This is a genomic window from Flavobacterium sp. B330r (assembly GCF_056824325.1).
This window is the reverse complement of the sequence record NZ_CP124860.1, coordinates 2,939,886-2,963,468: the sequence shown is the minus strand read 5'-3', so window position 1 is coordinate 2,963,468 and position 23,583 is coordinate 2,939,886. Positions and strand designations below refer to the sequence as shown.

Genomic DNA, 23,583 nt, shown 5'->3' with positions numbered 1-23,583 from the left:
TTTGATTTTAGAATTCAGATTTTAGATTAAAACTGAAAACCTATTTTAATTTCTAGATTAATTTCAACAGAACTGGAAACTGCCACTGAGACTGAACACTTAATTACTTAACCTTAAGTCTCTGTCCAATTGAAATAGCATTATCCGTTAGATTATTTTTTCTTTTTAAATCCTCAACCAATAAATTGAATTTCTTTGATATGGAATACAATGTATCTCCTTTTTGAACTTCGTATGAATTTGGATCATATTGGCTCATATTGATCTTTGGATCAGAAGCGACATCATAAGATGATTTTTTGGGTGGAGCCGAAGTATTAATTGGCACATAGTTTCTTCCTGTCACCTGGCAATCGTATTGATGCAGATTATAACGTTCGATATAACTAATTAACTTATCTGGATATTTCGGATCTGTTGCATAACCTGCCGCTCTCAAGCCTTTTGCCCAAGATTTATAATCGTCTTTTTCGTAAGTAAATAAAGTTGCATATCGCTTTTTTCCAACCAAAAATAAAGCATGATCTCTATAGGATTCTGATGCCTGAGGATATTTTCTAAAACATTCCTGAGCCGAATCATCATCATGACGAACACTTTCTCCTAACCAATCATTATGACATTTTATACCAAAATGATTATTAGCATCTACAGCCAAATCTCCTCTACCTGCACCCGATTCCAAAATTCCTTGCGCCAGAATAATACTCGCTGGAATTCCATACGTTTTCATGTTTCCCATTGCAATATCTTTGTAAAGCAAGACATAATTATTAATCAAATCGCTGGTAACAACTGTTTTGGAAGTAGATTGAATAACCTCAGTTGTATTATTTGTAGAAGGGTAGTTTTTACCGATTGGCTTAACAGGAGTACTTCTTTTTGTCGCTGCCGTTCGAGTTTGAACTGCTGCCGCTTTTTTAGTCGTCGCGATAGCAGCCTTACTAGAAGAGCAGCTTGCTAAAGCTAATATTACGAGAAGTAATACAATTTTTTTAATCATTGGTTTTTAGTATTGGTAATTTCTTCTGCTTCAACTTTATATTCATTCCATCAATTCCCTGCAATCCGCCTGTGTGAATGAGTAAAATTTTTGAATGTGCAGGAAAATAATTTTTGCTGATTAAATCTATAACGCCAAAAACCATCTTTCCTGTATAAATTGGATCTAAGGGTACTTTATTTTCTTCAAAAAAAGCATTAATAAATTCGATTAATTCTAAATTTATCTTTCCATAACCTCCAAAATGATAGTCAGAAATTAAATTCCAGTTATCTTTTTTTGCAAAAATACGAATTTCATCGGTTAAAAAGTCACCTTTTAACGCTGGAAAGCCCAAAATTTTCTGATTTTGCAACGAACTATTAATTAATCCCGAAATCGTACCACCTGTTCCAACTGCGCAACATACGTAATTAAAAACCGAATCTTCTTCGGTTAAAATCTCTTCGCAGCCTTTTACTGCCAATTCGTTTGTACCTCCTTCTGGAACCAAATAAAAATCGCCAAATTTATCTTTCAACTTTTCTATAAAAGATTTTTCACCTTTCAAACGATACTCTTCTCTTGAAACAAATTCAAATTGCATCCCATTTTCTTGGGCAAATTTCAAGGTTGGATTCTCTTCTATTTTATCTAAAAGTTCATCGCCTCGAATTATTCCGATGGTTTTGAAGCCTTGTTCTTTTCCTGCATAAGCAACTGCTGCAATATGATTGGAAAATGCTCCGCCAAAAGTCAGTAAAGTGGTTTTATTTTCGGCTTTCGCCTGAAGTAAATTGTATTTCAGTTTTCTAAATTTATTCCCCGAAACAAAAGGATGAATGAGATCTTCACGCTTTATAGTCAACGAAATATCATTCGGAAATTGAATATTGATGGATTGATTGAAAACTGGATTCATTTTAATTTAATGTAATGTAGAAACTGGAAAAAAGATCTGTTTTTCAGATAATTTAAATCGGTTTCTTTTGTGTAAGCTTCTCTTTCAAAACTAATATTTCGATACGCTAGATCTTTGTTTTTGTATTGAATTAAACGAATTAAAAATTCCAAAACATACCAAATAAAGAATGGCAGAACTAGCATTTCTAGCTGTTGCCTCAAATGTATTTTTTCATGATTTACAAAAGTCCCGTTTGCTTTATCAAAATCATATTTAACTAAAACGAAAGGAAATAAAGTCATTCCTCGATACCCTTTCGGAATTAAATATTTAGCAACAATCAGAAACATTGGCTGTAAAATTTATAAATTTGTAGCTATAAAATTGTTCGATTTCAATAAAATCATAATCAAATATTTATATTTTTGATTTTAGTTTATCCGAAAAAGAACCCGAAGCAGATTTATGAAAGAGCAAAGTAATGAAAATAAATTAATCGAAGGCGAAGATTTTTACTATACGCCCGAAGGTTACAAATGCTTTACTGAAAAACATCATTTAAAACGTGGTTATTGTTGCAAAAGCGGTTGTCGCCACTGTCCGTACGGATATGATAAAAAAACAGGAAGAATAAATAAAAATTAGAATACCACAGGATGAAGGTTTTTATCAATAAAAATATACCAGAAGATGGCATTAAATTGCTTCAAGACAAAGGCATTACCTTTACAATAAATCCCACAGAAAATGCATTGTCAAGAGAAGAGTTTATAAAAATCTGTCAAGAACATGATGCGTTGCTGAATGTTGGCACAAACAAGTTTGATGAAGATTTTTTTCAGCAATGTCCCAATTTAAAAGGAATTGCTTTGTTTTCTGTCGGATTTGATTCTGTCAATATTCCATCGGCAAACAGCAGAAAAATTCCTGTTGGAAATACGCCCGATGTTTTAAGCAGAGCGACATCGGATGTTGCTTTTTTATTGATGCAAAGTGTTGCGAGAAAGTCATTTTTCAATCATAAAAGAATTTTAAATAATGATTGGGGAAGTTTTGACCCTTTGGCCAATTTAGGACAGGAACTTTACGGTAAAACGCTGGGAATTTTCGGTTTGGGAAGAATTGGTTTTGAAATGGCTAAAAAATGTAAGGCCGCATTCGGAATGAACATAATTTACCACAATCGTTCTCATAATGAAATTGCCGAAAAAGAATTGGATGCGAAATATGTAGATTTTGAAACGTTACTTGCAGAAAGTGATGTTTTGAGTGTTCATTCGAATTATACAGAAGAAAATAACGAAATTTTCAATAAAAATGCTTTTGCTAAAATGAAATCTAATTCGATTTTCATCAACACGGCAAGAGGAAAATTTCATAATGAAAATGATTTATTTGAGGCGCTAACGAATAGTATAATCTGGGGCGCAGGATTGGATGTTACCAATCCTGAACCAATGAAATCAGATAATCCGTTATTATCACTTCCTAATTGTTGCATTTTACCACATATTGGCTCTGCAACTTATGAAGCTAGAAATGCAATGGCGATTTGCGCAGCTCAAAATATTATTGCGCTTTTTGAAAATAAAAAAATGCCGTTTTGTGTTAATGAGGAAGTTTATATTTAAAATTCCAATTTTTTAAATTCCAAATTCCAATTTAAAATCAACAATCTAAAATCTAAAATTATAAATGGATATTCGTTCAAGAAAGTTTAAGATTACGATTTACAAATCGTATCATAGGTCGGATATCCGTTATCCCTAGCTCTTTTTAATTAGAAAATGTGACAATTTGCCAATGAGGCAATTTGAAAATGAGGTAATTAAAATAAATTTTAAATTCCAATTTCATCGGCTAATATTTTGCTTCTCTGGAGCTTTTATATTGGGGTTACTGTTTTTCTATAAATATTTCGCATTTGCAAGTCTTTATTTTATCAGCTCCAGAAGAGCTAAATATTTATAGAACAAATTAACCGTCAGTCACATTTAAGCTCCAGCGGGGCGGCATAATTAAAAAAACAAAAATTAATCTGTTGTTAATCTAACCGCAATATCTTAGCAACTTAGCATCTCTAAAAAATGACTTTCAAAGAACAAATACAACAAGGAATACCTTCTATACTACCATCAAAACAGGCTTACGATCCAGCAATTAATCATGCTCCGAAACGAAAAGAAATTCTTTCGGCAGAAGAAAAAAAGTTGGCGCTGAAAAATGCTTTACGTTATTTCGATCCAAAACATCACGCCGAATTACTTCCTGAATTCTCAGAAGAATTAGAAAAATACGGCCGTATTTATATGTATCGTCTTCGTCCAGATTACAAAATGTATGCAAGACCAATTGACGAATATCCAGGAAAATCATTGCAAGCGAAAGCGATTATGCATATGATTCAGAACAACTTGGATTATGCAGTGGCACAACACCCGCATGAATTGATTACGTATGGAGGAAATGGAGCCGTTTTCCAAAACTGGGCTCAGTATTTATTGACGATGCAATATTTGTCTGAAATGACAGATGAACAAACTTTAACCATGTATTCTGGGCATCCGATGGGATTGTTTCCTTCGCATAAAGAAGCGCCAAGAGTTGTGGTTACCAACGGAATGGTGATTCCGAATTACTCGAAACCTGACGATTGGGAAAAAATGAATGCATTAGGAGTTTCTCAATACGGACAAATGACGGCTGGAAGTTATATGTACATTGGCCCTCAAGGAATTGTACACGGAACGACAATTACGGTTTTAAATGGTTTTAGAAAAATAAAACAAAATCCTGAAGGAAGTTTATTTGTAACTTCTGGTCTTGGTGGAATGTCGGGGGCACAGCCAAAAGCAGGAAATATTGCAGGTTGCATTACGGTTTGTGCTGAGGTAAATCCGAAAATTACTAAAATCCGTCACGAACAAGGATGGATTAATGAAGTGGTAACTTCTACAGACGAATTGGTTGCCAGAGTAACTTTAGCGAAAGCGAATAAAGAAACCGTTTCGATTGCCTATTTAGGAAATGTGGTTGATGTTTGGGAACGTTTCGATGAGGAAAATATCAAGATCGATTTAGGTTCAGACCAGACTTCGCTTCATAATCCGTGGGCTGGTGGCTATTATCCGGTTGGAATTTCTTTTGAAGAAGCCAATGATTTGATGGCCAATAATCCAGAATTATTTAAAGAAAAAGTTCAGGAAACCTTACGCCGTCACGCAGATGCTATTAACAAACACACCGCAAAAGGAACTTACTTTTTTGATTACGGAAATGCCTTTTTATTAGAAGCTTCTCGTGCAGGAGCCGATGTAATGGCCGAAAATAATATCGATTTTAAATATCCAAGTTACGTTCAGGATATTATGGGCCCAATGTGTTTTGATTATGGATTTGGTCCTTTCCGTTGGGTTTGTACTTCAGGTAAACCTGAAGATTTATTAAAAACAGATGCGATTGCTTGCGAAGTTTTGGAAAAAATGGCTGAAACTGCTCCAAATGAAATTCAGCAACAAATGCAGGATAATATTAAATGGATTAAAGGCGCACAGGAAAATAAATTGGTTGTAGGTTCACAGGCTCGAATCTTGTATGCTGACGCTGAAGGCAGAATTAAAATTGCTGAAGCTTTTAATCAGGCAATTGCAAAAGGTGAAATTGGCGCGGTTGTTTTAGGACGCGATCATCACGATGTTTCAGGAACTGATTCTCCTTATAGAGAGACTTCCAACATCTACGACGGATCTCGCTTTACAGCCGATATGGCAATTCATAACGTAATTGGAGACAGCTTTAGAGGAGCAACTTGGGTCTCTATTCATAATGGAGGCGGAGTTGGCTGGGGCGAGGTTATAAACGGCGGATTTGGTATGGTTCTTGATGGTTCTACAGAGGCTTCAAAACGTTTAGCATCAATGCTTTTCTGGGATGTTAACAACGGAATTTCAAGAAGAAGCTGGGCTCGAAATGAAGGTGCTGTTTTTGCCATAAAAAGAGCCATGGAAGTTGAACCTTTATTAAAAGTGACTTTACCTAATTTAGTTGACGAAAGTTTGCTTTAAAATAACATAATGTCATACTGAGCGAAATCGAGGGCTTACAGAAATGAAAGGACTTTCACTCGCTCAGTTTGACAAACTTAAAAAGAACATTAATTCTTAGATATATGAAAACACTTAAGTTAATTCCGTTTTTGTTACTGCTGATACTTACTTCTTGCAGTACTGTGACTGTTTATTCTGATTATGACAAAACTGTCGATTTTGCGCCGTATAAAACATACGCTTACTTTAAGCCCGGAATTGACAAGGTTGAAATATCAGACTTAGACAAAAGAAGAATTTTACGCGCTATTGATGATCAAATGCAAGCTAAAGGATTTACAAAAAGTGACAATCCTGATTTACTGATCAATATTTTTACAAAATCCAGAGAGCAAGTAGATGTAAACCAATTTAGTGCTGGCTGGGGTTACGGCTGGGGCTGGGGTTGGAATCCTTATATGATGTATGGTGGTAACCAGACTACCGTGTCTACTTCTACTGAAGGGACTTTATACATTGATTTGATCGATGCTAAAAAGAAAGAAATGATCTGGCAAGGTGAAGGTGTTGGAACTTTGACAAGAAACATCGATAAAAAAGATGAGAAAATTGCTGAGTTTGTAGGCAAAATTTTAGCTCAATATCCGCCAGTTAAAAAATAGTTTTCAGTCTCAATTGGTAGTTCTCAGCTTTTATAAAACTTTAAATAGTTGTGAACTTTCCAGAAATAATTAATACATTTGTTACTCAATCAGCTAAAAAAATGAAAAACTTTAACAACATTATTATCGCTATTATTAGCATTATTGCAATTCAGCAGTAATGGCGAGGTGTTATATAAGTTTGTAAAATATAATTTATAGAAACCTCCCAATTGGGAGGTTTTTTTATTTTAAAAATAATTTTAAACAGCCACGAATTCACGAATTTATATGTTCAAAGATTATCAAAAATAATTCGTGAATTCGTGGCAAAAAAACAAATTCTCATGAGTTTATTTAACGAAGTACTTAATGCCCAAAAGCAGCTTGAAAATGTAGTTGCCGCAACGCCTCTAACCCAAAATTTGAATCTTTCAGACGAATTTGAATCTACTATTTTATTAAAAAGAGAAGATTTGCAAATTGTTCGTTCGTATAAAATTCGGGGTGCTTACAATAAGATTTCTTCGTTAAATGAAAAAGAAAAAGCAAACGGAATTGTTTGTGCCAGCGCAGGAAATCATGCTCAAGGTGTTGCCTATTCTTGCAATCTTTTAAAGATTCAAGGCAAAATTTATATGCCCAAAACAACTCCGAAACAAAAAGTAAAACAAGTTCAGTTATTCGGAAAATCGTTTGTAGAAATTGTTTTAACTGGAGATACTTTTGATGACGCTTATGCTTCTGCAACTGCTGATGCTATCAAAAATCATAAAACATTTATCCACCCTTTTGATGATGAAAAAGTAATTGCTGGACAAGGAACTGTTGGGTTAGAAATCTTAGAAAGTTGTAAAGAACCTATCGATTATGTTTTTGTTCCAATCGGAGGCGGCGGATTGGCTTCGGGCTTGTCTGAGGTTTTTAAGCATTTAAGTCCGCATACCAAAATAATTGGAGTTGAACCAAAAGGCGCTCCTTCGATGAAAACTTCGATTGAAGAAAACAAAAATACGGCACTAAAAACAATTGACAAATTTGTAGATGGAGCTGCTGTAAAACAAGTTGGAGATAAAACTTTTGAAATCTGCCGTTATAATCTGGAAGATATAATTTTGGTTCCCGAAGGAAAAGTCTGCACTACAATTTTAAGATTGTATAATGAAGAAGCAATGGTTGTTGAACCAGCAGGAGCATTAACAATTGCAGCTTTAGATTTTTATGCAGCTAAAATTAAAGGAAAAAATGTAGTTTGTATTGTAAGCGGAAGCAATAATGACATTGAAAGAACTGCCGAAATAAAAGAGCGCTCTCTACTTTATGAAGGTTTGATGCATTATTTTATGATTCAGTTTCCACAGCGTCCGGGAGCTTTAAAAGAATTTGTCAATAATATTTTAGGGCCTGATGACGACATCACGTATTTTCAGTTTGCTAAGAAAAACAGTCGAGAAGTTGGTTCTGTTGTCGTTGGTTTAGAATTGAAAAACAAAAATGACATTATGCCTATTAAAATAAAAATGACCGAAAATGGTTTTGAGTTTCAATACCTGAATGATAATCAAGATCTGTTTACACAGTTGATCGGATAAATAAAAAACAAAGGCTGTCAGATGGGATGACAGCCTTTTCACATTCAATACAAATTACTAATTGAATTGTGGATTGTAAATTATTGCTTCAAGATTTTTTTCGAATAAGAGCCTTTATTGTCGCTCACTTTTACCACGTAAACTCCTTTTGGTAATCGAGAAATTTCAATTTCAGCTTGATTTCCTTTTATAAATTTTACATTTTTCTTTAAAACAGGTTGCCCAGTGATATTGAAAATCTGTACATCTGCATCTCCCTCATGATTCGTATCGATTTTTAAAGAATCATCTGTTTCATCGACAAAAATCATCATATCATTTGAACTTGTATTTTCAACAGCTGGTTGAGCTAAAGCGCTTTTTGCCGTAGAAGATTCAACCTGCACCAACTGCCACTGCTGATTTAGACCTCCGGTATAAGCCCAAACTTGAATATTAGCGCCATTTGCTGTCGAAACATTTTCTACATCAAGCGATTTACCGCTGTTTACGTTTATAATTTTGTAATATCCTGTTCCAAGATTGGTTACCGTCCATTTGAATTCATTTGAAGATGAAAAAGTTTTCTGCTGTACTTTTAATCCATCTCCGGTTCCGTTATTTTCAACCGCCAAATACATTCCGGTCGATTTTACGATGATGTAATAATTACCGCTTCCGTCAGAAACAAACTTCCAGCGTTGGTTACTCCCTCCTCCATTTGTAATATCATATTGTTGAATTCTGCTTCCGCTTGTTGTAGCATTATCTGCAACATCTAAACCTTTATTACTGTTTCTTGAAATAATGTTATAATATCCCGGAAAACCTGTTGAACCAGCTGTTACAGTAATTGCACTAGTTGCGGTTTTTGCTCCGTCAACCGTAGTCGCTGTAATAGTGGCATTTCCTGCAGCGATGGCAGCAACCAATCCGTTTGAGTTTACTGTTGCAACAGATGTATTGCTAGAGCTCCAATTAACTGCTGTATTGGTAGCATTGCTTGGAGAAACTGTCGCTGTCAATTGCTGTGACTGACCCGCTGTAAGTGTTGCGGAAGTCGGACTTACACCAACTCCTGTAACCGCAACTGGATTTGATGCTCCCCAAGTAAAAGTAACTGCAGAAGAAGCGGGAACTGCATAATTAAATGCTGACGATCCTGAAACTACTTTTATCGTATTTGATGATCCTCCTGAATTATAAATTACTAGTGCGGTTGAACCATCAGGATTTTTAAATGCAACTGAAGAAATAGTGCCACTTGTGCTTGAAGAACCAATTCGCACAGCACCTGGTTTAACATATTTAGAAATTTGACCAATAATATAATAGGCTACATTTTTAGTGTAGCTTGTACTATTATTAACTGTAATCGCACCTAAACAAGTGGTACACCCACCTGGAGTACGCGGACCATAGCTTGGATTATTGGCAGCATTCCATTCTAAAACTGTTTTCGACCAGTTTGTTGTACTTCCAATTACAACATTTTGCATATGCCAGCCAAAATCACCGCTAAAACTTCCGCCTGCACCAGTGTATTGTTCTGTAAAATAAACATTTTTGTTGGTTTGATTTTTTACAGTCGACATTGCTGCAATATTTCCTAAATACAAGTGAAATGCTGCTCCGTCAACATAAGAACTATTATTTAAAACATCAATCGGGTAAGCTGTATTATCGCAATTGTGGTCAAAAGCAATAATTTTGATGTTGCCATAACCTGCTGCTGCCATTTGAGGCCCAAGCTGTTGATTGATAAAATTCTTTTGTTCTGTAGAATTCATCAGCATGCTTGGTTCGTTGTTTGGATTTTCCGGTTCATTTTGCGGTGTAATTCCCCAAATATTAATACCTTGTGCTTTCATAGCATCAAAATATTTTACGAAGTATTTCGCATACGCCGCATAATATTGTGTTTGCAACGAACCTCCAACCCAAGAACCATTGGTTTTCATCCATCGTGGTGCCGACCAAGGGGTTGCTAAGATTTTGATGTTAGGATTAATCAGTAAGATTTTTTTAATGATCGGAACTAAATAAGTTAAATCTGGTCCGTTCAAACTGAAATTGTTCATATTTGTATCGCCTGAAGTTTCGTTGTAACTGTAAGAAGAACTGCTTAAATCTGAAGCGGCAATACTGATACGCACTACACTTGCATTTAATCCTGTTGTTGGATTATACAAATCATTCAGTAATTGGTTTTGCTGAGTGGCAGCCATTCCAGAAATAACTTCGCAGCTTCCTTCGGTAAGGGTATAACCAAACCCATCCATAGTTTGATACGTTGTTCCTGCATTTACAGTTACCGTAGAAGGATTGGTTCCTGAATTGGTTCCAAAATTTACTGTTGCCTGCTGTTGCAATAGTTTCGTTTGATCTCCTGTGGTCATCCACGGAGTTACCGTCTGAGCATTTAAGCTGTTCATCAATAAAAGCGTACCGCAACATAATAGTTTCAACGCTTTACTTACCCGAATTGTAGGTGTTTGAGTAGTTTTGTGCATTCTTTTGTGGTTTTGGTTTGATAATTAGTTTTTTCTTATTTATTCAGTTTTATTTTACTAAAACAGCACAATATTATGAGTATTTTTGCAATATTGTTATTTTTAACACTTTACAAATACACATCAAATTAAAAAAACTAATATAACAAAAACGCATCTAATCGTTTTTCAAAACACTGAAAAACAATATTTTAAAAAATTAAAAATCATAAAAAACTTACCTATTAAAATCGAAATAACTCATCATAAAATAAAAAATCTATACAATTCCTTACAAAATGTGATTTTGCCTAGCAATTAAAGGGCATATGACAATTATCAGGGACATAAAAGAAAGATATATTGTATTTTTGTAGCTTACTTAAAATAGAATAAAATGACAGCTTTAAAAGATATTTCGACAATAGAAGACATTCAGCAAATGGTAAATAGCTTTTATGCAAATGTTAGAAAGGACGATTTAATCGGGCCGATATTTAATGATAAACTACAAGATCGCTGGGAACCTCATTTGCAAAAAATGTACAATTTTTGGCAAACTATTTTATTTGATGTTCGTGCTTATTCTGGAACTCCATTTCCTCCTCATAAACAATTACCAGTAGACAAAACGCACTTTGACCGCTGGATCGCTATTTTTAATTCAACAATCGATTCGCAATTTGCAGGACCAATAACCGAAGAAGCCAAAATGCGCGCTACGAATATGGCTTTTATGTTTAGCCATAAAATTGAGTATTTTAGAAATGTAGAAAATGAAATGAGAAATGCAATAAAAAAATCTTAAAAAATTTCCTTCAATTAAAAAGCAGAACTTTATATTTGATAAAATGAATTAAACCCAAATCTATATTCTTTTATTTATGAAAAAAGTTATTTTCTTTATTGCAATCTGTTTCTCATTTTTAAACCAATTATCAGCACAAACACCAGCTTCTAATTTATACAAAGGAACTGTCGACGGAAAAACCCCGATTACACTTTACATTCAGACATCAGAAAATCAATGTAATGCCGATTTAAGCTATGCGGCAATGTATCGCTACAATAAATCAAAAAATTGGATTCAAATTTATCCTACTCAAAACAAAAAGAAAGAAAATGAGTTTGTTATGGTTGAACACAATTTCAGTGGTGTTTTAATTTTACAGAAAAGTGGAAATACATTCACTGGTTTATGGATTAGCCCTGATGCTAAAAAACAATTGAAAGTAGAGGTAAAAGAAACTCCAATGACCAAAAAAGAGATTGAAAACTATCAACAAACGATGGAAAGAGTAAGTTTTGATAATAACGACTGCTAAAATCGCATTTATTCCAGCTCTTTAAAAATCTACAAAAATGCAATAAAAGTCAATTTCGAATAAAAATTTTGCGATGGATGATAAAAAATCGAGTCTTAAATTCGTAATTTTACATTTTAATCTACAACGTTTTCGAAATGAATCCAAATATTGAAACCAATCCGTTATTAGAGAGATTGCCGAAGCATTTACAGCAATTTATCAAACCTCAAGATTATAGTGACTACACTCCTATCAATCAAGCGGTTTGGCGATATGTTATGCGCAAAAATGTAGATTATCTTTCTAAAGTGGCGCATCATTCTTATCTAGAAGGTTTACGTAAAACAGGAATCGAAATTGATTCTATTCCGAGCATGTACGGCATGAACCGAATTCTAAGTGAAATTGGGTGGGCTGCGGTTGCAGTTGATGGCTTTATTCCGCCAAATGCTTTTATGGAATTTCAAGCCTATAACGTTTTGGTTATTGCTTCAGACATTAGACAATTAGAACATATTGAATATACTCCTGCTCCAGACATCATTCACGAAGGTGCTGGTCACGCTCCTATTATTGCCAATCCAGAATATGCGGAATATTTGAGACGTTTTGGCGAAATTGGCTGTAAAGCGATTTCTTCTCATAAAGATTATCAAATGTATGAAGCGATTCGTCTGCTTTCTATTTTAAAAGAAGCAGAAGATACGCCACAAGAAAAAATCGATGAAGCCGAAAAAGCGGTTGCCGATTTGCAAAACAACATGGGCGAATTATCTGAAATGGCTCAAATTCGAAACCTACACTGGTGGACCGTTGAATACGGTTTGATTGGAACGGTTGAAAATCCAAAAATTTATGGCGCAGGATTACTTTCTTCTATTGGAGAAAGCGCTTGGTGTATGACAGATAATGTGAAGAAAATCCCTTATGATATTTCTGCTGCCAATCAGAATTTTGATATTACACAATTGCAACCTCAGCTATATGTAACTCCAAATTTTTCTTATTTGAGTTTGATTTTGGAAGAATTTGCTAATAAAATGGCTTTACGAACTGGAGGTTTATCTGGTATTCAGAAACTGATTCAATCGAATGCTTTAGGAACAATCGAATTAAGTACAGGTTTACAAATTTCTGGAGTTTTTACCAATGTAATTGAAGAAGAAGGAAAACCTGTATACATCCAAACAACTGGAAAAACAGCTCTTTCTTACCGCGAAAAAGAATTAGTTGGTCATGGAACTTTAACGCATCCTCATGGATTTGGAAGTCCGATCGGGAAACTGAAAGGCTTTAATCTGGCGATTGAAGATATGAGTCCGAAGGATTTACAGGCTTACAGTATTGTAGAAAACGAAACTGTAAAACTGGAATTTGAAGGCAATATTATTGTGGAGGGCGAAATTATTACGGGTTCTAGAAACTTACATGGAGAAATCATTCTGATCAGTTTTAAAAATTGTACCGTTACTCACGGAGAAACTATTTTGTTTCAACCTGAATGGGGCAATTACGATATGGCAATTGGTAAAAAAGTGATTTCTGCATTCTCTGGCCCAGCCGATGTGAATAGTTTTGATTTAATTAATATTGTTCCTTCAACAAAAACGATTAAAGCGAAACATACTGACGAGCGTGATGAATTGGAAGTTTTATATGCTACAGTTAGAAACATAAGAAATAATAAAGACTCTAAATCGGAATTGAAATCGGTCTTTGAAAAAGTCAAAAGCAATCATTCAAATGACTGGCTGTTAAATATTGAAATTGCCGAGCTTTTGAAAGATTCAGATGAGAAACAGCTTTTGCAAGAAGTTTTGGTATATCTGGATCAATTGAAAGAAAGACGTCCCGAAATTGCGCATTTAATTTCTGGTGGATTGGATTTGATTTTTGATCGTTCTATTGCTTGATTTGCTAGAAAGGCACTAAGGCGCGAAGGTTTTTATTAAGTAAATAACATAATATTTGTCATTTCGACGAAGGAGAAATCTCCGCAAGTAACTCAGCAACGAAAAACCAATCTTTGTCGAGCTTCTCGTGGAGATTTCTCCTTCGTCGAAATGGCAAGATTCCTGAAAGTCTGTGTATGAAAACTATCCAAGAATTTGGTATTAAATCATTTTAATCCTTTAATCTGTGGCAAAAATTCTTTGCGACTCTGCGTCTTTGCGAGATTCTTTTTTACAACTTTACAACTTCAAATCCTGAGTCAGCTCCGTTTCAGACTCGATAGTTTTTCCGTTGTATTCTAGTTTCCAGCCCATTGAATTGGTCATGATTAAAATCTTAGACAATTCGCTTATTAATCGGTTTTGGGCGTTGGTTTTTAGGGTAGATTTTTCGATTTTCTTAGCCAGATTGGCTTTTACCGATTTGTTGATTTTATTGTAATCGTCGCCCGTAAACGGATTCAGTTTACTTTGTTCAACATCATAAAACTGAATATCTGGGTTTATGGTAATTTCTTCTTTTGGAATATTTAAAATCGTAATGGTTTTATTTTTTTCGTCAATATCATATTTCATCTGATGCAGATCGTAAGCAACCGTCACATTTGCATTGACTACAATAAGCGCTTTTTTCTCAAAAGAAATCATGTCCATCAAATATTTCTGCTGATTTTTATAGGTAATGACTTCTGAAAAATGCCCTTCGGTTACCACCAATTTCCCAACGTTAAGAATCTGCTGCTGAATTAGATTGGTATTGTACTGAATATCTGAATCGTCTTCTTTTTTGAACTGGCAATATTTAAACCCCAGAACAATTATTAAAACAATAACACCAACACCTATAATTCTTTTAATCAAGTTTTGCATTCTTCTAAAATATTTTAGACCAATTTACTCCTTTTTTTAGTTTTTTTTGCCACGAATTCACGAATTTTCGCTAATCTATGTGGATACTAATAATTGAATTTCACAAATTAAAATTTGTGAAATTGAAAAATTTTATAGACAAAGAAATTAGCGAAAATTCGTGAATTGCTTCGCCTGTTCGGCTATCGCTCGAGTCGTGGCTAATAAACCTAGAAAGGATATCCGATAGCGATATTCAAAATGAGATTATCTTTTCTCCACGAGCTGCTTCCAAAATTAATATCGTCAATTACCCATCTTTGTCCGTCTGGCAAGGCAGGATTTCGAAGCGGAATGGCCAAATCTGTTCTTAAAACTAAAAACGATAAATCGAAACGTAAACCTGCTCCTGCTCCAATTGCAATTTCTTTCATAAAATCTTTTGAGATTTCGGCACCAGCTTTGTTCGGATCAGCATGCAGCAACCAAATGTTTCCAGCATCTAAAAACACCGCACCTCTAACAATACTAAATAGCTTTGCACGATATTCGGTATTAAATTCCAACTTCAAATCGGCTGATTGATCTGGTGTATAATTATCAGTTGTTTCTGGTGGAATAACGTAACTTCCCGGCCCTAAAGTTCGTGCTCTAAACGCTCGAATACTATTTGTTCCTCCTACAACAAACTGTTTGGATGCTGGAAGCGTATTCGAATTCCCGTAAGCAAATCCAGCTCCAACAATCAATCTGCTGGCTAATTCGCTTTCTTTTCCGAGTTTTAAATAATGTCTAAAATCGGATCTGATTTTTACATATTGGCTAAACGGGACATCAAATATAGTTTTAACCTTATTTGGATAATCTGCCCCTGTAATCAATCCGGTAAGATTTCCCGCCAAATCCAATTCGCCATTAAAATAGATTGTGTTTTTTCGGCGCTTTTGCATCGTATTGGTATACGTATAATTGTACGTTGGCCCAAAAATCAGCTGTTTTTCGATTACTTTTCCTAATGCCGGATCTTTATCGATATCAGCTAGATATTCTGGCGTAACATGATTCGGACTCACATAAGTCACATCTATAATATTTAACTGATGTTCTTTACGAATGTTTTCTTTCCACAAATATCCAAACGAAGTATTAAAAGAATTCAAGGCATACAACTGCGTTCGTTTTTGATATTCGTAACGAATAGTTGCTTTAGTCCTCGGTACATATTCGCTATTGCCTTCAATATTAAAAGGAGTAATAAATCTAGGCCAGGTCAAGCTGACTTCGCCTCCAAGCTTATAAATATTTTTCCCTTTATTTACACCTCCAAGCTGAAAATCGGCACCACCAAAAATTGAAGCGGTAAACAATTCTGCACCACGCAAAAAGTTTCTGTTGTTCCAGTTTAAATTTAATTCGGTACCGGTATAACTTGCTGAATTGGTTTTCCCGATAACTTCAACACGAATAAACTTTTTAGGCAAAAGTGTTAGGTAATAATACGAATCTAAAGCATTGTCTATACTGTCTGAAGGCTTAAATTCATTTTTGACAAAACTGAAAGTTCCTAAATTCACAAAACGATTCAAAGTCAAATTATGATCGGTTCGGTTGTATAAATCCCCTTTTTTGAAATAGATTGTTCTGTCGTAAACTCTTGGCTTAAACGTTTCTGCCGTATCAATAATGGTAAAATCTTTGTACTGCGTAATATTCTTTTTTCTGTAAACCATGCTGTCGTTTCCCAGAGAATAATTGGGATAAACAAAAATGTTATTTATGGTATAAGCTCTTAATGCTTTTACAGGAGTTTCATCTTTAATAACCAATCTAATTTTTACTTCATGATCGCCTTTACTGCTGTCTACTTTCGCCAGAAGATAATCTGGATTAAAATAGTAATACCCTTTTTCTTTCAGTCTGGCATCAATACGTTCCCGTTCTGCTTTTATAACATCCAAATCATACGGCTTGCCCACTTTGAGCAAACTGCGTCTACTTGATCTTGCAATTATTTTTGACATCTTTAAAGAGTCATCTGGAAATGTGACGCTTTTAATAATATATTGCTTTTTTGGAACCACAGTATATTCTGCCGTTACTCTCTTGTTACTTACAGTAGAATCGGCGCTGACACGAGTTTTAAAATAACCTCTATTTTCAGTAAAATTTCGCAGCACTGAAGCATTATAATCTAAATCGACTTTACTAAAAAGCACTGGCTCTTCTCCAACTTTGTTGCGAAGCCAATATCTAAATCCTTTATCTTTTTTGGGTTCCTCAGCAATATTATAAAACCATAATTTTGGACGTAACCCTAAAAACGTTTTATTTGGTTTTGGACGAAGAAGACCTTCCAACTCGGTTTGTAGCGCTTTTCTATCTTTCTTTTTCATGATAGAATCTTTCACTTTCACCGAACCGCCTGTATAAAGCAAGTCCCCTTCTGGAAGATATTTTGTATTACTGCATCCTAAAGCAAAAAATAAGGAAAGCAGCGCGATATACTTTAAATATATATTTCTATGATTAAGTCTTTTGCTCATTTCCTTCAATTGTTTTTTCGTCTTCGTTCTCTTGCAATTTTTCCTTTTCCTTCTGCTCTTTCTTTTTTTGTTTCTCTTTTTCCTTGCGGATTTTTTCTTCTCGAATTAATTCTTTTTCTTTTTCAGTACGATGGAAAAGTTCTCTAAATTTATTGTAACTCATCGTGATAATAAAAGCAACACCTGTTTCTACAACCTGCCCTTCGACTGCCACTTGATATTGATTTTTTCTGTAGGCACGAACCATATAACGGCCGTCTTTTGTCAATTGATAATCTAAAGCGACATCACCAGCAATATTGGTGCTTTCTTCATTGGCGCGCTCTGCACCCTCTACTCCAAAACTGCTTCCAACCGTTACTTTTAATCTGTCATCCAACAGTTTTTTAGAAACCTCCACATTCAAATCGGTTCTATTTTGCATCGTCCCAGACGTATAATCTTCAGACGATTCTAAATCGAAATTGACTTCAACTCCTGTAATTAATTCTCCTGCTAGATTATTCAATTGTTGCGAAAGTATTTTACTTACACTTTGTCTCGCCATGGTTTCAGCACTTATACCCCCACTTTGACTCGCAAACGGATTTTCGCCTACAAAACGGTTTAATAATAAAAGGGCAAAAACCTGTTTATTCAATTCTGCGGGATCTTGTTCTAACTGTTTCAACTTGGTTTGCGTCATTGTAACTACATCTGTAGAAACATTATAATTTCCATCCGGCAATACAATTCCAAAAGAAATTTCAGGTTTCATCAATTCGCCGTTCATTTTCAATAAAGTCTGAAACGGAAGTTTTTGTTTGTAAGTGTTTTGTACCGCCTGAGTCTCACTTTGTAATTGTTTTCCAAGTAAATCAATCGGTGCCGCATCAACTTTATAAATAGCCGTAATATTGACGTTTGCCATTGTGGGTTCGCCATTCCAGGTAATGTAACTTCCTTTCTGAATATCAAATTTCCTTTTAATTCCATTAAAATTCATTTCATAAGCCCCATCCGAAAACTCGTATTTCCCTGTTAGAGTTGTTTTTCCAGATTGATCAATTCCTCCAACTAATTCCGCTTCTCCTTTCAAGTTCAGATAATCTCCGTTTGCTTTATCAATCAGCAGCGTCAATTCGGCCTCTTTATCAATTGTAATGGCAACATTTACATCCATTCCTTTCAGTTCCGATTGATCTAATTTATTTTGAAGATCAACTGTTTGTTTGAGGTACATATTGTCTTCATCAACAAACTCTACAATTCCCTCACGATCTGCAATAGAGGGATCTGATTGTGGCATTACCACCGTGAATTTGGTTTCTTTATTGATTTTTAGCGTTCCGTCAACAACCGGACTATCCAAGTTTCCTTTTATATTCAATTTGGTATCTAAGAATAAATCTCCATAGAACAAATCGTTGTCTTTTGCTTTTGAATGAATGGCTCTAAAATCGTCTGCTTCAACTAGCAAATTGAAATTGTATTTCACAAAATCTGGAGACTGAATAGTTCCGTTTACATACAATTCGTTGTCATTTTCATCAAAAAGAGAAAACTTGTCAAATGAAATCGTTTCATTGCTGAAAGTGATTTTCTCATTTTTAGTTTTAAAGTACGAATTGAGCTGTGTTACTCTAAAACCGGCATCGTTAAAAATCAATTCGCCATTAATTTTAGGAGCAGAAGTGTTGCCTGTAAGCTTAAAATTTCCTGATAAAAAGCCTTGCCCTTCGGTAATATTCCCCATGCTGAAACCTTGGATACTTTTGATGTTTAACTTATTAATAGCCACATCAAAATCAAAATTTCCAGTATCCATCAAATAATCGCCTGTCAGTTTCAAATCATTTCCTTCGTCACTTAAAGCTACATTTGCAGCAAGTGTATTGGCCGTTTTGTTGTCCACTTTTATTTCTAAATCGCCAACTTTTGAACCTTTAAAAGTAAAATCATCAATTTTTAAGTCAGAAGTAAAAGTCGGGTTTGTCATCACATTTTCAACCAATGCATTTCCGTTTATCAACCCTTGCATAAGCAATTCGTCTTTTTTGACCATATTCATAATGGTTTCGATTTTGAAATTCACAAAATCGACTTGCAAAGGCGCATTGTCCTGTGTTCCTTGCGATTGAATTTTTAACTCATTTCCGTTATTATTCAAATTGAATTTATCGACATAAAGTCTTTTTTCGCCAAACTCAATCCTGTTTTCTGGATCTACATTCCATTTATCATAATTTAAAATGAAGTTTTCAGCATCCAGTTTTACAATGTTTTTTGAATCTTCTGCCTTAAATTCACCTGCAATAAAATATTGCTGTTTGTCTTTGGCATCTTTTACCTCAAGAGCATAAGTCAAAATATTATTCTGCACATTTCCTGATAAACTTGTAAACGGAATTTTAAGCGAACCACTTTCAATTGTCGCCAAAGAAATTGAGTATTCCAAAGCATTTTCTTTGGCTTCGATATTTATTTTTCCGTCCGAAATGGTATTTCCTCCATAAACAATTCTCGGAATCGTTCCTTTTACAGTCAGAGAATCTGTCTGATTATTATAATTTCCTGTTATGCTAAAAGGTTCTAAGCCCGTTAATTTTGGCAATAATTTTAAAAGCACAGGATCATTGTCTACTTTCAAAGTAAAGGCTAATCTCTGTTCATCTGATTCTGAATTAACCTTTGGGTTTTTAAGATCAATATATTTTGATAATGATTTTTGAATCGAATTTGCCAATGTCGTGAGTTTGTATTTTCCCGTTACTTCGGCTTTTAAAAATTGAGACGAAATTTTAATCGAATTGCTGTCTTTGTCTGCAAAAGCCAAAAGACGAATTGAATCTAAAACAATCGGTTCGGCATCTTGCAAAATCTGAATGTTCGAAAGAAATACTTTTCCGTTCAGAAAATCTGGATTGCTATTGGTTATATCGGCATCGACATTTCCGCGAAGTTTCATTGGTCCTGCATGCAGATTTAGTTTTTCTAAATCGGCAATATCCAAATTTAGTTTCAGTTTTACGGTTGGATATTTCTCTTTTGTATCGCCTGAAGCTGTTAAATTGAAATTCAAATTAGGATCTTCCATTCCTGATTTTACCGAAAAAGAACCGTTTTCGATATTTCCTTTCAGCGTTAAATCTTTATAGGTATATTTATTAAAAACCGCTTTCTGAACAATTCCATCAACAAAAGCATTTGCCGTTTTCGGATCTAAACCATTTCCTTTTACTTTCGCTTTAAGCGTAATTTTTCCGATGGAGTCGTTTTTAATTAATCGCCCCAAATCGAATTCCTGCAGAGAAACGTTTGCATCATATTTTTCTCTTTTCTTAATGCGCTGATCGAATAACGCATCAACTTTTGCATTTCCGAAACTGCTGTTTAAAGCCAGATTCGTTTTAAAATTTTGAACTGAACCTTTAAATTTTCCTTGCAAACTTAACTGTGACGGAAGTTGAATATTTTTCGGAATTGTTCCCGCAGGCACAAACAGGTTAATGTCTTTTGAAGTACTCGAAATCTTCTTGATATTTAAATCATAATACGCTTTTTGAGCATCCGGAAGCCCAGCGATTTTCCCAGAAAGCGAAACTTTTGTTGTTCCTATTCCGCTCATTTCAAATTTCGAAATAGTCAAATCTTTTACTTTTCCACTCACGCGACTGTCTACATACAAAATCGCATTTGGATTGCTTTTAAACGGATTGGTTTTCTGCAAATCTGGGACAAACAACAAAATGTCTTTAAAACCAATTTTTGATTGTTTTAAATTAGCATCAATTGCCAGATTTCCTAAATCTTTCTGAAGCGATTCAAGTGATTTATATTGCGCCTTAACTTTATCTTGAACAAGAGTTTGTGGCGTTTTTAAATATAAATTCTCTAAAGAAGCATTTTTTGGACCGTAAAAGAAATCGGTTTTGAAAGCCTGAATCTGCAAACCGCTTTTTTCGTTAACAGTCAATGTTTTAATATTTCCAGAAATGGTATCATTTCCATAATATAATTTCTCGGCTTTAAAATTAAATCTACTCAAATCAAGATGCGCATAATCCAATCCTTTTGTTTTCGGTTTGGACTGCATATCATCAAATTTAAAAGCAATGTTTTCTAGATTGGTTTCGTTCAATTTTACTTTCCAGCCTACTTGCTTTATGGCTGTGGTATCTAAGTTGGGTGCGTCAATTTGCTTGTCTTTTGCTCCCAATCGCAGATTTCCGCTTAGATTTTTTACTTCGAAAGTATCAAAATCCAAAAACTGTTTGTTTAGATTGATTTCGTTTACAGCTAAATTTAAGTTTCCTAAACGAATGCCAGAATTTAGTTTTGAATCTTTGTTATCGTATAAAATATCGATTTTAGACAACGTTATTTTATCTAAAGCCAATTTAAAGTCTGGACGTTTCGAAATTGTATCAACCGTTTTTACTGAAACTTCAGCAATTTTTTCGACTACATCCTGATCTAAAACCACCTTCAATCCGTTTAAATTGATTGTCGGAATATTAAAATCCATCTGATCCAGATCAAATTTTTTGAATTTGGTATCAAAATGAGTCAGGTTTACACTAATGTCATTTTTAGTGAAATCATCCTTAAAGTTAAATTTAACCTGATCAAGGTTTACTTTTACAACCGAAATTTTAAAGGGCTTTGCATTAGGATCTTCAACTTTTGGTTCTTTTGATTCGAATGCTTTGATGATATAATCGAAATTGAAAACGCCTTGTTTGTTTCTGGAAATATTGGCTTTTACATTTTCAAGCGAAACCGAATTGATTTCGAGTTCACTGCTAACGAGTTTAAAAAGATCAACATCAACTTCTAATCGCTTACCCGCCAGCAAAGTATCTTTTTTTTGATCTTCAAAGTAAAAACCTTCCAGAACTACATCTTTGGGGAATTTTATAGAAATATGGTCTAAGGAAACTTTTGTTTTTATCTTGCCCTGAAGATAGGTAATCGCTTTGTCTTTAACGAAATTTTGAACCGAAGGAACTTGAATTAGAATAATAAGAAGTAATAAAAGTGCAACTACAGAAACCACGCACCACATAAGGATACGAAGTGTTTTTTTAAGAAAATAAACAGGTTTCTTATTCATACGTCAATAAAATCGGATTAGATTAAAATTGCTTCTGAAAAAAGCAGGATTACACATTTTACAAAAATGTAAAATTTAAACCTTAACAATTTACATAATTATGAGGAATTATTCTAAAATTTTATTGTTGTTTTGCCATAAAGGCGCTAAGTCATGAAGTTTTTTTTAGATAACTATAGCCTAGAATTTGATATGAGAAATCTTTTCTTGTAAGAGGTTTATCTTTTGCTGGAGTTTAGTCAAGAATTTTTGATGCTGTTCAGATTCTGGATTAAAGCTTCTGTGACGAAGACTTTTCTGAATTTCGTCGACTTCCTGCATTGTAGCTAAACTTTCCTGAGAAATGTAATTTTCGCTGAAAAGCTTCCAGATATAATCGATTGCCATTTGATTGGGATGCAGCATATCTTCATTATAAAAACGATAGTCGCGAAGTTCGTCCATCATGATTTCGTACGAAGGAAAGTATTGAGTGTTCCCTTTTAAATGTTCCGTTTTCAACACAAAATGCAAGGCTACAAATAAATGAGACTTGCTTAATTGATTTTCTACGAAACCATCTTTTATGTGTCGCACCGGAGAAATCGTGAAAATGAAATTTATATTGGGATTTAAAGACTGAATTAAATGGATTGTATTCTGAATGCTTTTCTGAATCACTTCAACCGATAATAATTCTTTTGAAAATTGTTTTTGAGGCACTTTATGGCAATTGGCAACAACTTCTTCTTTTTCTAGATTTCTATAAATCCATGAAGTTCCAAAAGTGATAATGATATGAGTGGCTTCTTTTAATTGTTTGTTCGTTTCTGAAATCGCTTTGTTTAAAGTTTCAAGCAATTCTTGACGGTCGGCATTACTTAAATCAGAATGCACTTCAAAAGAATGCCAGCGTTCGTTATGAAAGAAAACATCTTTTTCTTCAAACCATTGTTCTTTACAAACGCGTTCAAATATTTTTTCTATAGAGACCGAATTAAATATAATTCCAAATGGATTTGTTTCATTCTGAAATTTAAAATAATCGAATTTCTCCGCCATATTCTCAGCAAAGCAAGAACCTATAGAAAGTATTTTCGAATTATAATCGATTGGCGAATTACTTTTTGAAATAGGGATTTGTGTTCTGAATTGCATGACTTAAACATTTTAAACAAATTTCGATTATTTTTAGCAATAAAAAAAGCCAGATAAATCTGGC

Annotated in this window: 16 protein-coding genes; 8 read left to right on the top strand and 8 right to left on the bottom strand. The window is 34.3% G+C overall.

Annotated elements, in window-relative coordinates; all coding sequences use genetic code 11:
• Positions 1-103: 103 nt before the first annotated feature.
• From QLQ95_RS13295 to QLQ95_RS13285, 3 genes are read right to left on the bottom strand one after another with little or no spacing between them, the layout of a single operon-like run.
• Positions 104-1,003 (bottom strand): glucosaminidase domain-containing protein, encoded by a 900-nt coding sequence (locus tag QLQ95_RS13295; RefSeq protein ID WP_095928733.1) that lies wholly within the window; start codon positions 1,001-1,003, stop codon positions 104-106.
• On the bottom strand, positions 996-1,904 hold the full coding sequence (locus QLQ95_RS13290) for a 1-aminocyclopropane-1-carboxylate deaminase/D-cysteine desulfhydrase (protein WP_095928732.1): 909 nt from the start codon (positions 1,902-1,904) through the stop codon (positions 996-998). The genes QLQ95_RS13295 and QLQ95_RS13290 overlap by 8 nt, the downstream gene beginning before the upstream one ends.
• Positions 1,901-2,236 (bottom strand): hypothetical protein, encoded by a 336-nt coding sequence (locus QLQ95_RS13285; RefSeq protein WP_095928731.1) that lies wholly within the window; start codon positions 2,234-2,236, stop codon positions 1,901-1,903. The genes QLQ95_RS13290 and QLQ95_RS13285 overlap by 4 nt, the downstream gene beginning before the upstream one ends.
• A gap of 115 nt (positions 2,237-2,351) precedes the next feature.
• Here QLQ95_RS13285 and QLQ95_RS13280 point away from each other — a divergent pair, with 115 nt between their 5' ends.
• From QLQ95_RS13280 to ilvA, 5 genes are all read left to right on the top strand, one after another.
• Positions 2,352-2,531, top strand: coding sequence for a C1orf53 family protein (locus tag QLQ95_RS13280; RefSeq protein WP_095928730.1), 180 nt, complete (start codon positions 2,352-2,354; stop codon positions 2,529-2,531).
• Between the two features lie 11 nt (positions 2,532-2,542).
• Positions 2,543-3,517, top strand: a complete 975-nt coding sequence (locus tag QLQ95_RS13275; protein ID WP_095928729.1) for a 2-hydroxyacid dehydrogenase — start codon at positions 2,543-2,545, stop codon at positions 3,515-3,517.
• A gap of 456 nt (positions 3,518-3,973) precedes the next feature.
• Complete coding sequence (locus tag QLQ95_RS13270) at positions 3,974-5,950, top strand: urocanate hydratase (protein WP_428238593.1); 1,977 nt, start codon at positions 3,974-3,976, stop codon at positions 5,948-5,950.
• Positions 5,951-6,054: 104 nt separating this feature from the next.
• Entirely contained in the window at positions 6,055-6,594 is a 540-nt protein-coding gene (locus tag QLQ95_RS13265) for a DUF4136 domain-containing protein (RefSeq protein ID WP_095928727.1), read from the top strand.
• Positions 6,595-6,920: 326 nt separating this feature from the next.
• Positions 6,921-8,165 (top strand): threonine ammonia-lyase IlvA, encoded by a 1,245-nt coding sequence (gene ilvA, locus QLQ95_RS13260; RefSeq protein ID WP_095928815.1) that lies wholly within the window; start codon positions 6,921-6,923, stop codon positions 8,163-8,165.
• An 80-nt stretch (positions 8,166-8,245) separates the two neighbouring features.
• Here ilvA and QLQ95_RS13255 read toward each other — a convergent pair whose 3' ends face one another.
• Complete coding sequence (locus tag QLQ95_RS13255; RefSeq protein WP_482500249.1) at positions 8,246-10,657, bottom strand: RICIN domain-containing protein; 2,412 nt, start codon at positions 10,655-10,657, stop codon at positions 8,246-8,248.
• A 376-nt stretch (positions 10,658-11,033) separates the two neighbouring features.
• On the opposite strand from QLQ95_RS13255, the gene QLQ95_RS13250 reads away from it, so the two are divergent.
• From QLQ95_RS13250 to QLQ95_RS13240, 3 genes are all read left to right on the top strand, one after another.
• The gene (locus tag QLQ95_RS13250; protein WP_428238591.1) at positions 11,034-11,444 is read left to right on the top strand and encodes a group III truncated hemoglobin; all 411 of its coding nucleotides are present in this window, start codon (positions 11,034-11,036) and stop codon (positions 11,442-11,444) included.
• 76 nt (positions 11,445-11,520) lie between these two features.
• Positions 11,521-11,961 carry a hypothetical protein gene (locus QLQ95_RS13245; protein WP_095928724.1) on the top strand — a complete coding sequence of 147 codons (441 nt, stop codon included), beginning with the start codon at positions 11,521-11,523 and terminating at the stop codon, positions 11,959-11,961.
• A gap of 137 nt (positions 11,962-12,098) precedes the next feature.
• Entirely contained in the window at positions 12,099-13,856 is a 1,758-nt protein-coding gene (locus QLQ95_RS13240; protein WP_095928723.1) for an aromatic amino acid hydroxylase, read from the top strand.
• A gap of 279 nt (positions 13,857-14,135) precedes the next feature.
• Here the strand turns inward: QLQ95_RS13240 and QLQ95_RS13235 are convergent, their stop codons facing one another.
• The 4 genes from QLQ95_RS13235 to QLQ95_RS13220 all read right to left on the bottom strand — a co-directional run bounded on the left by QLQ95_RS13235 (position 14,136) and on the right by QLQ95_RS13220 (position 23,519).
• Entirely contained in the window at positions 14,136-14,765 is a 630-nt protein-coding gene (locus QLQ95_RS13235) for a DUF4230 domain-containing protein (RefSeq protein WP_320492904.1), read from the bottom strand.
• A gap of 209 nt (positions 14,766-14,974) precedes the next feature.
• Positions 14,975-17,287 carry a translocation and assembly module lipoprotein TamL gene (gene tamL / locus QLQ95_RS13230; protein ID WP_482500248.1) on the bottom strand — a complete coding sequence of 771 codons (2,313 nt, stop codon included), beginning with the start codon at positions 17,285-17,287 and terminating at the stop codon, positions 14,975-14,977.
• The gene (locus QLQ95_RS13225; RefSeq protein ID WP_482500247.1) at positions 17,271-22,382 is read right to left on the bottom strand and encodes a translocation/assembly module TamB domain-containing protein; all 5,112 of its coding nucleotides are present in this window, start codon (positions 22,380-22,382) and stop codon (positions 17,271-17,273) included. The genes tamL and QLQ95_RS13225 overlap by 17 nt, the downstream gene beginning before the upstream one ends.
• 180 nt (positions 22,383-22,562) lie before the next feature.
• Positions 22,563-23,519 (bottom strand): GSCFA domain-containing protein, encoded by a 957-nt coding sequence (locus QLQ95_RS13220; RefSeq protein WP_482500246.1) that lies wholly within the window; start codon positions 23,517-23,519, stop codon positions 22,563-22,565.
• Between the last annotated feature and the right edge of the window lie 64 nt (positions 23,520-23,583).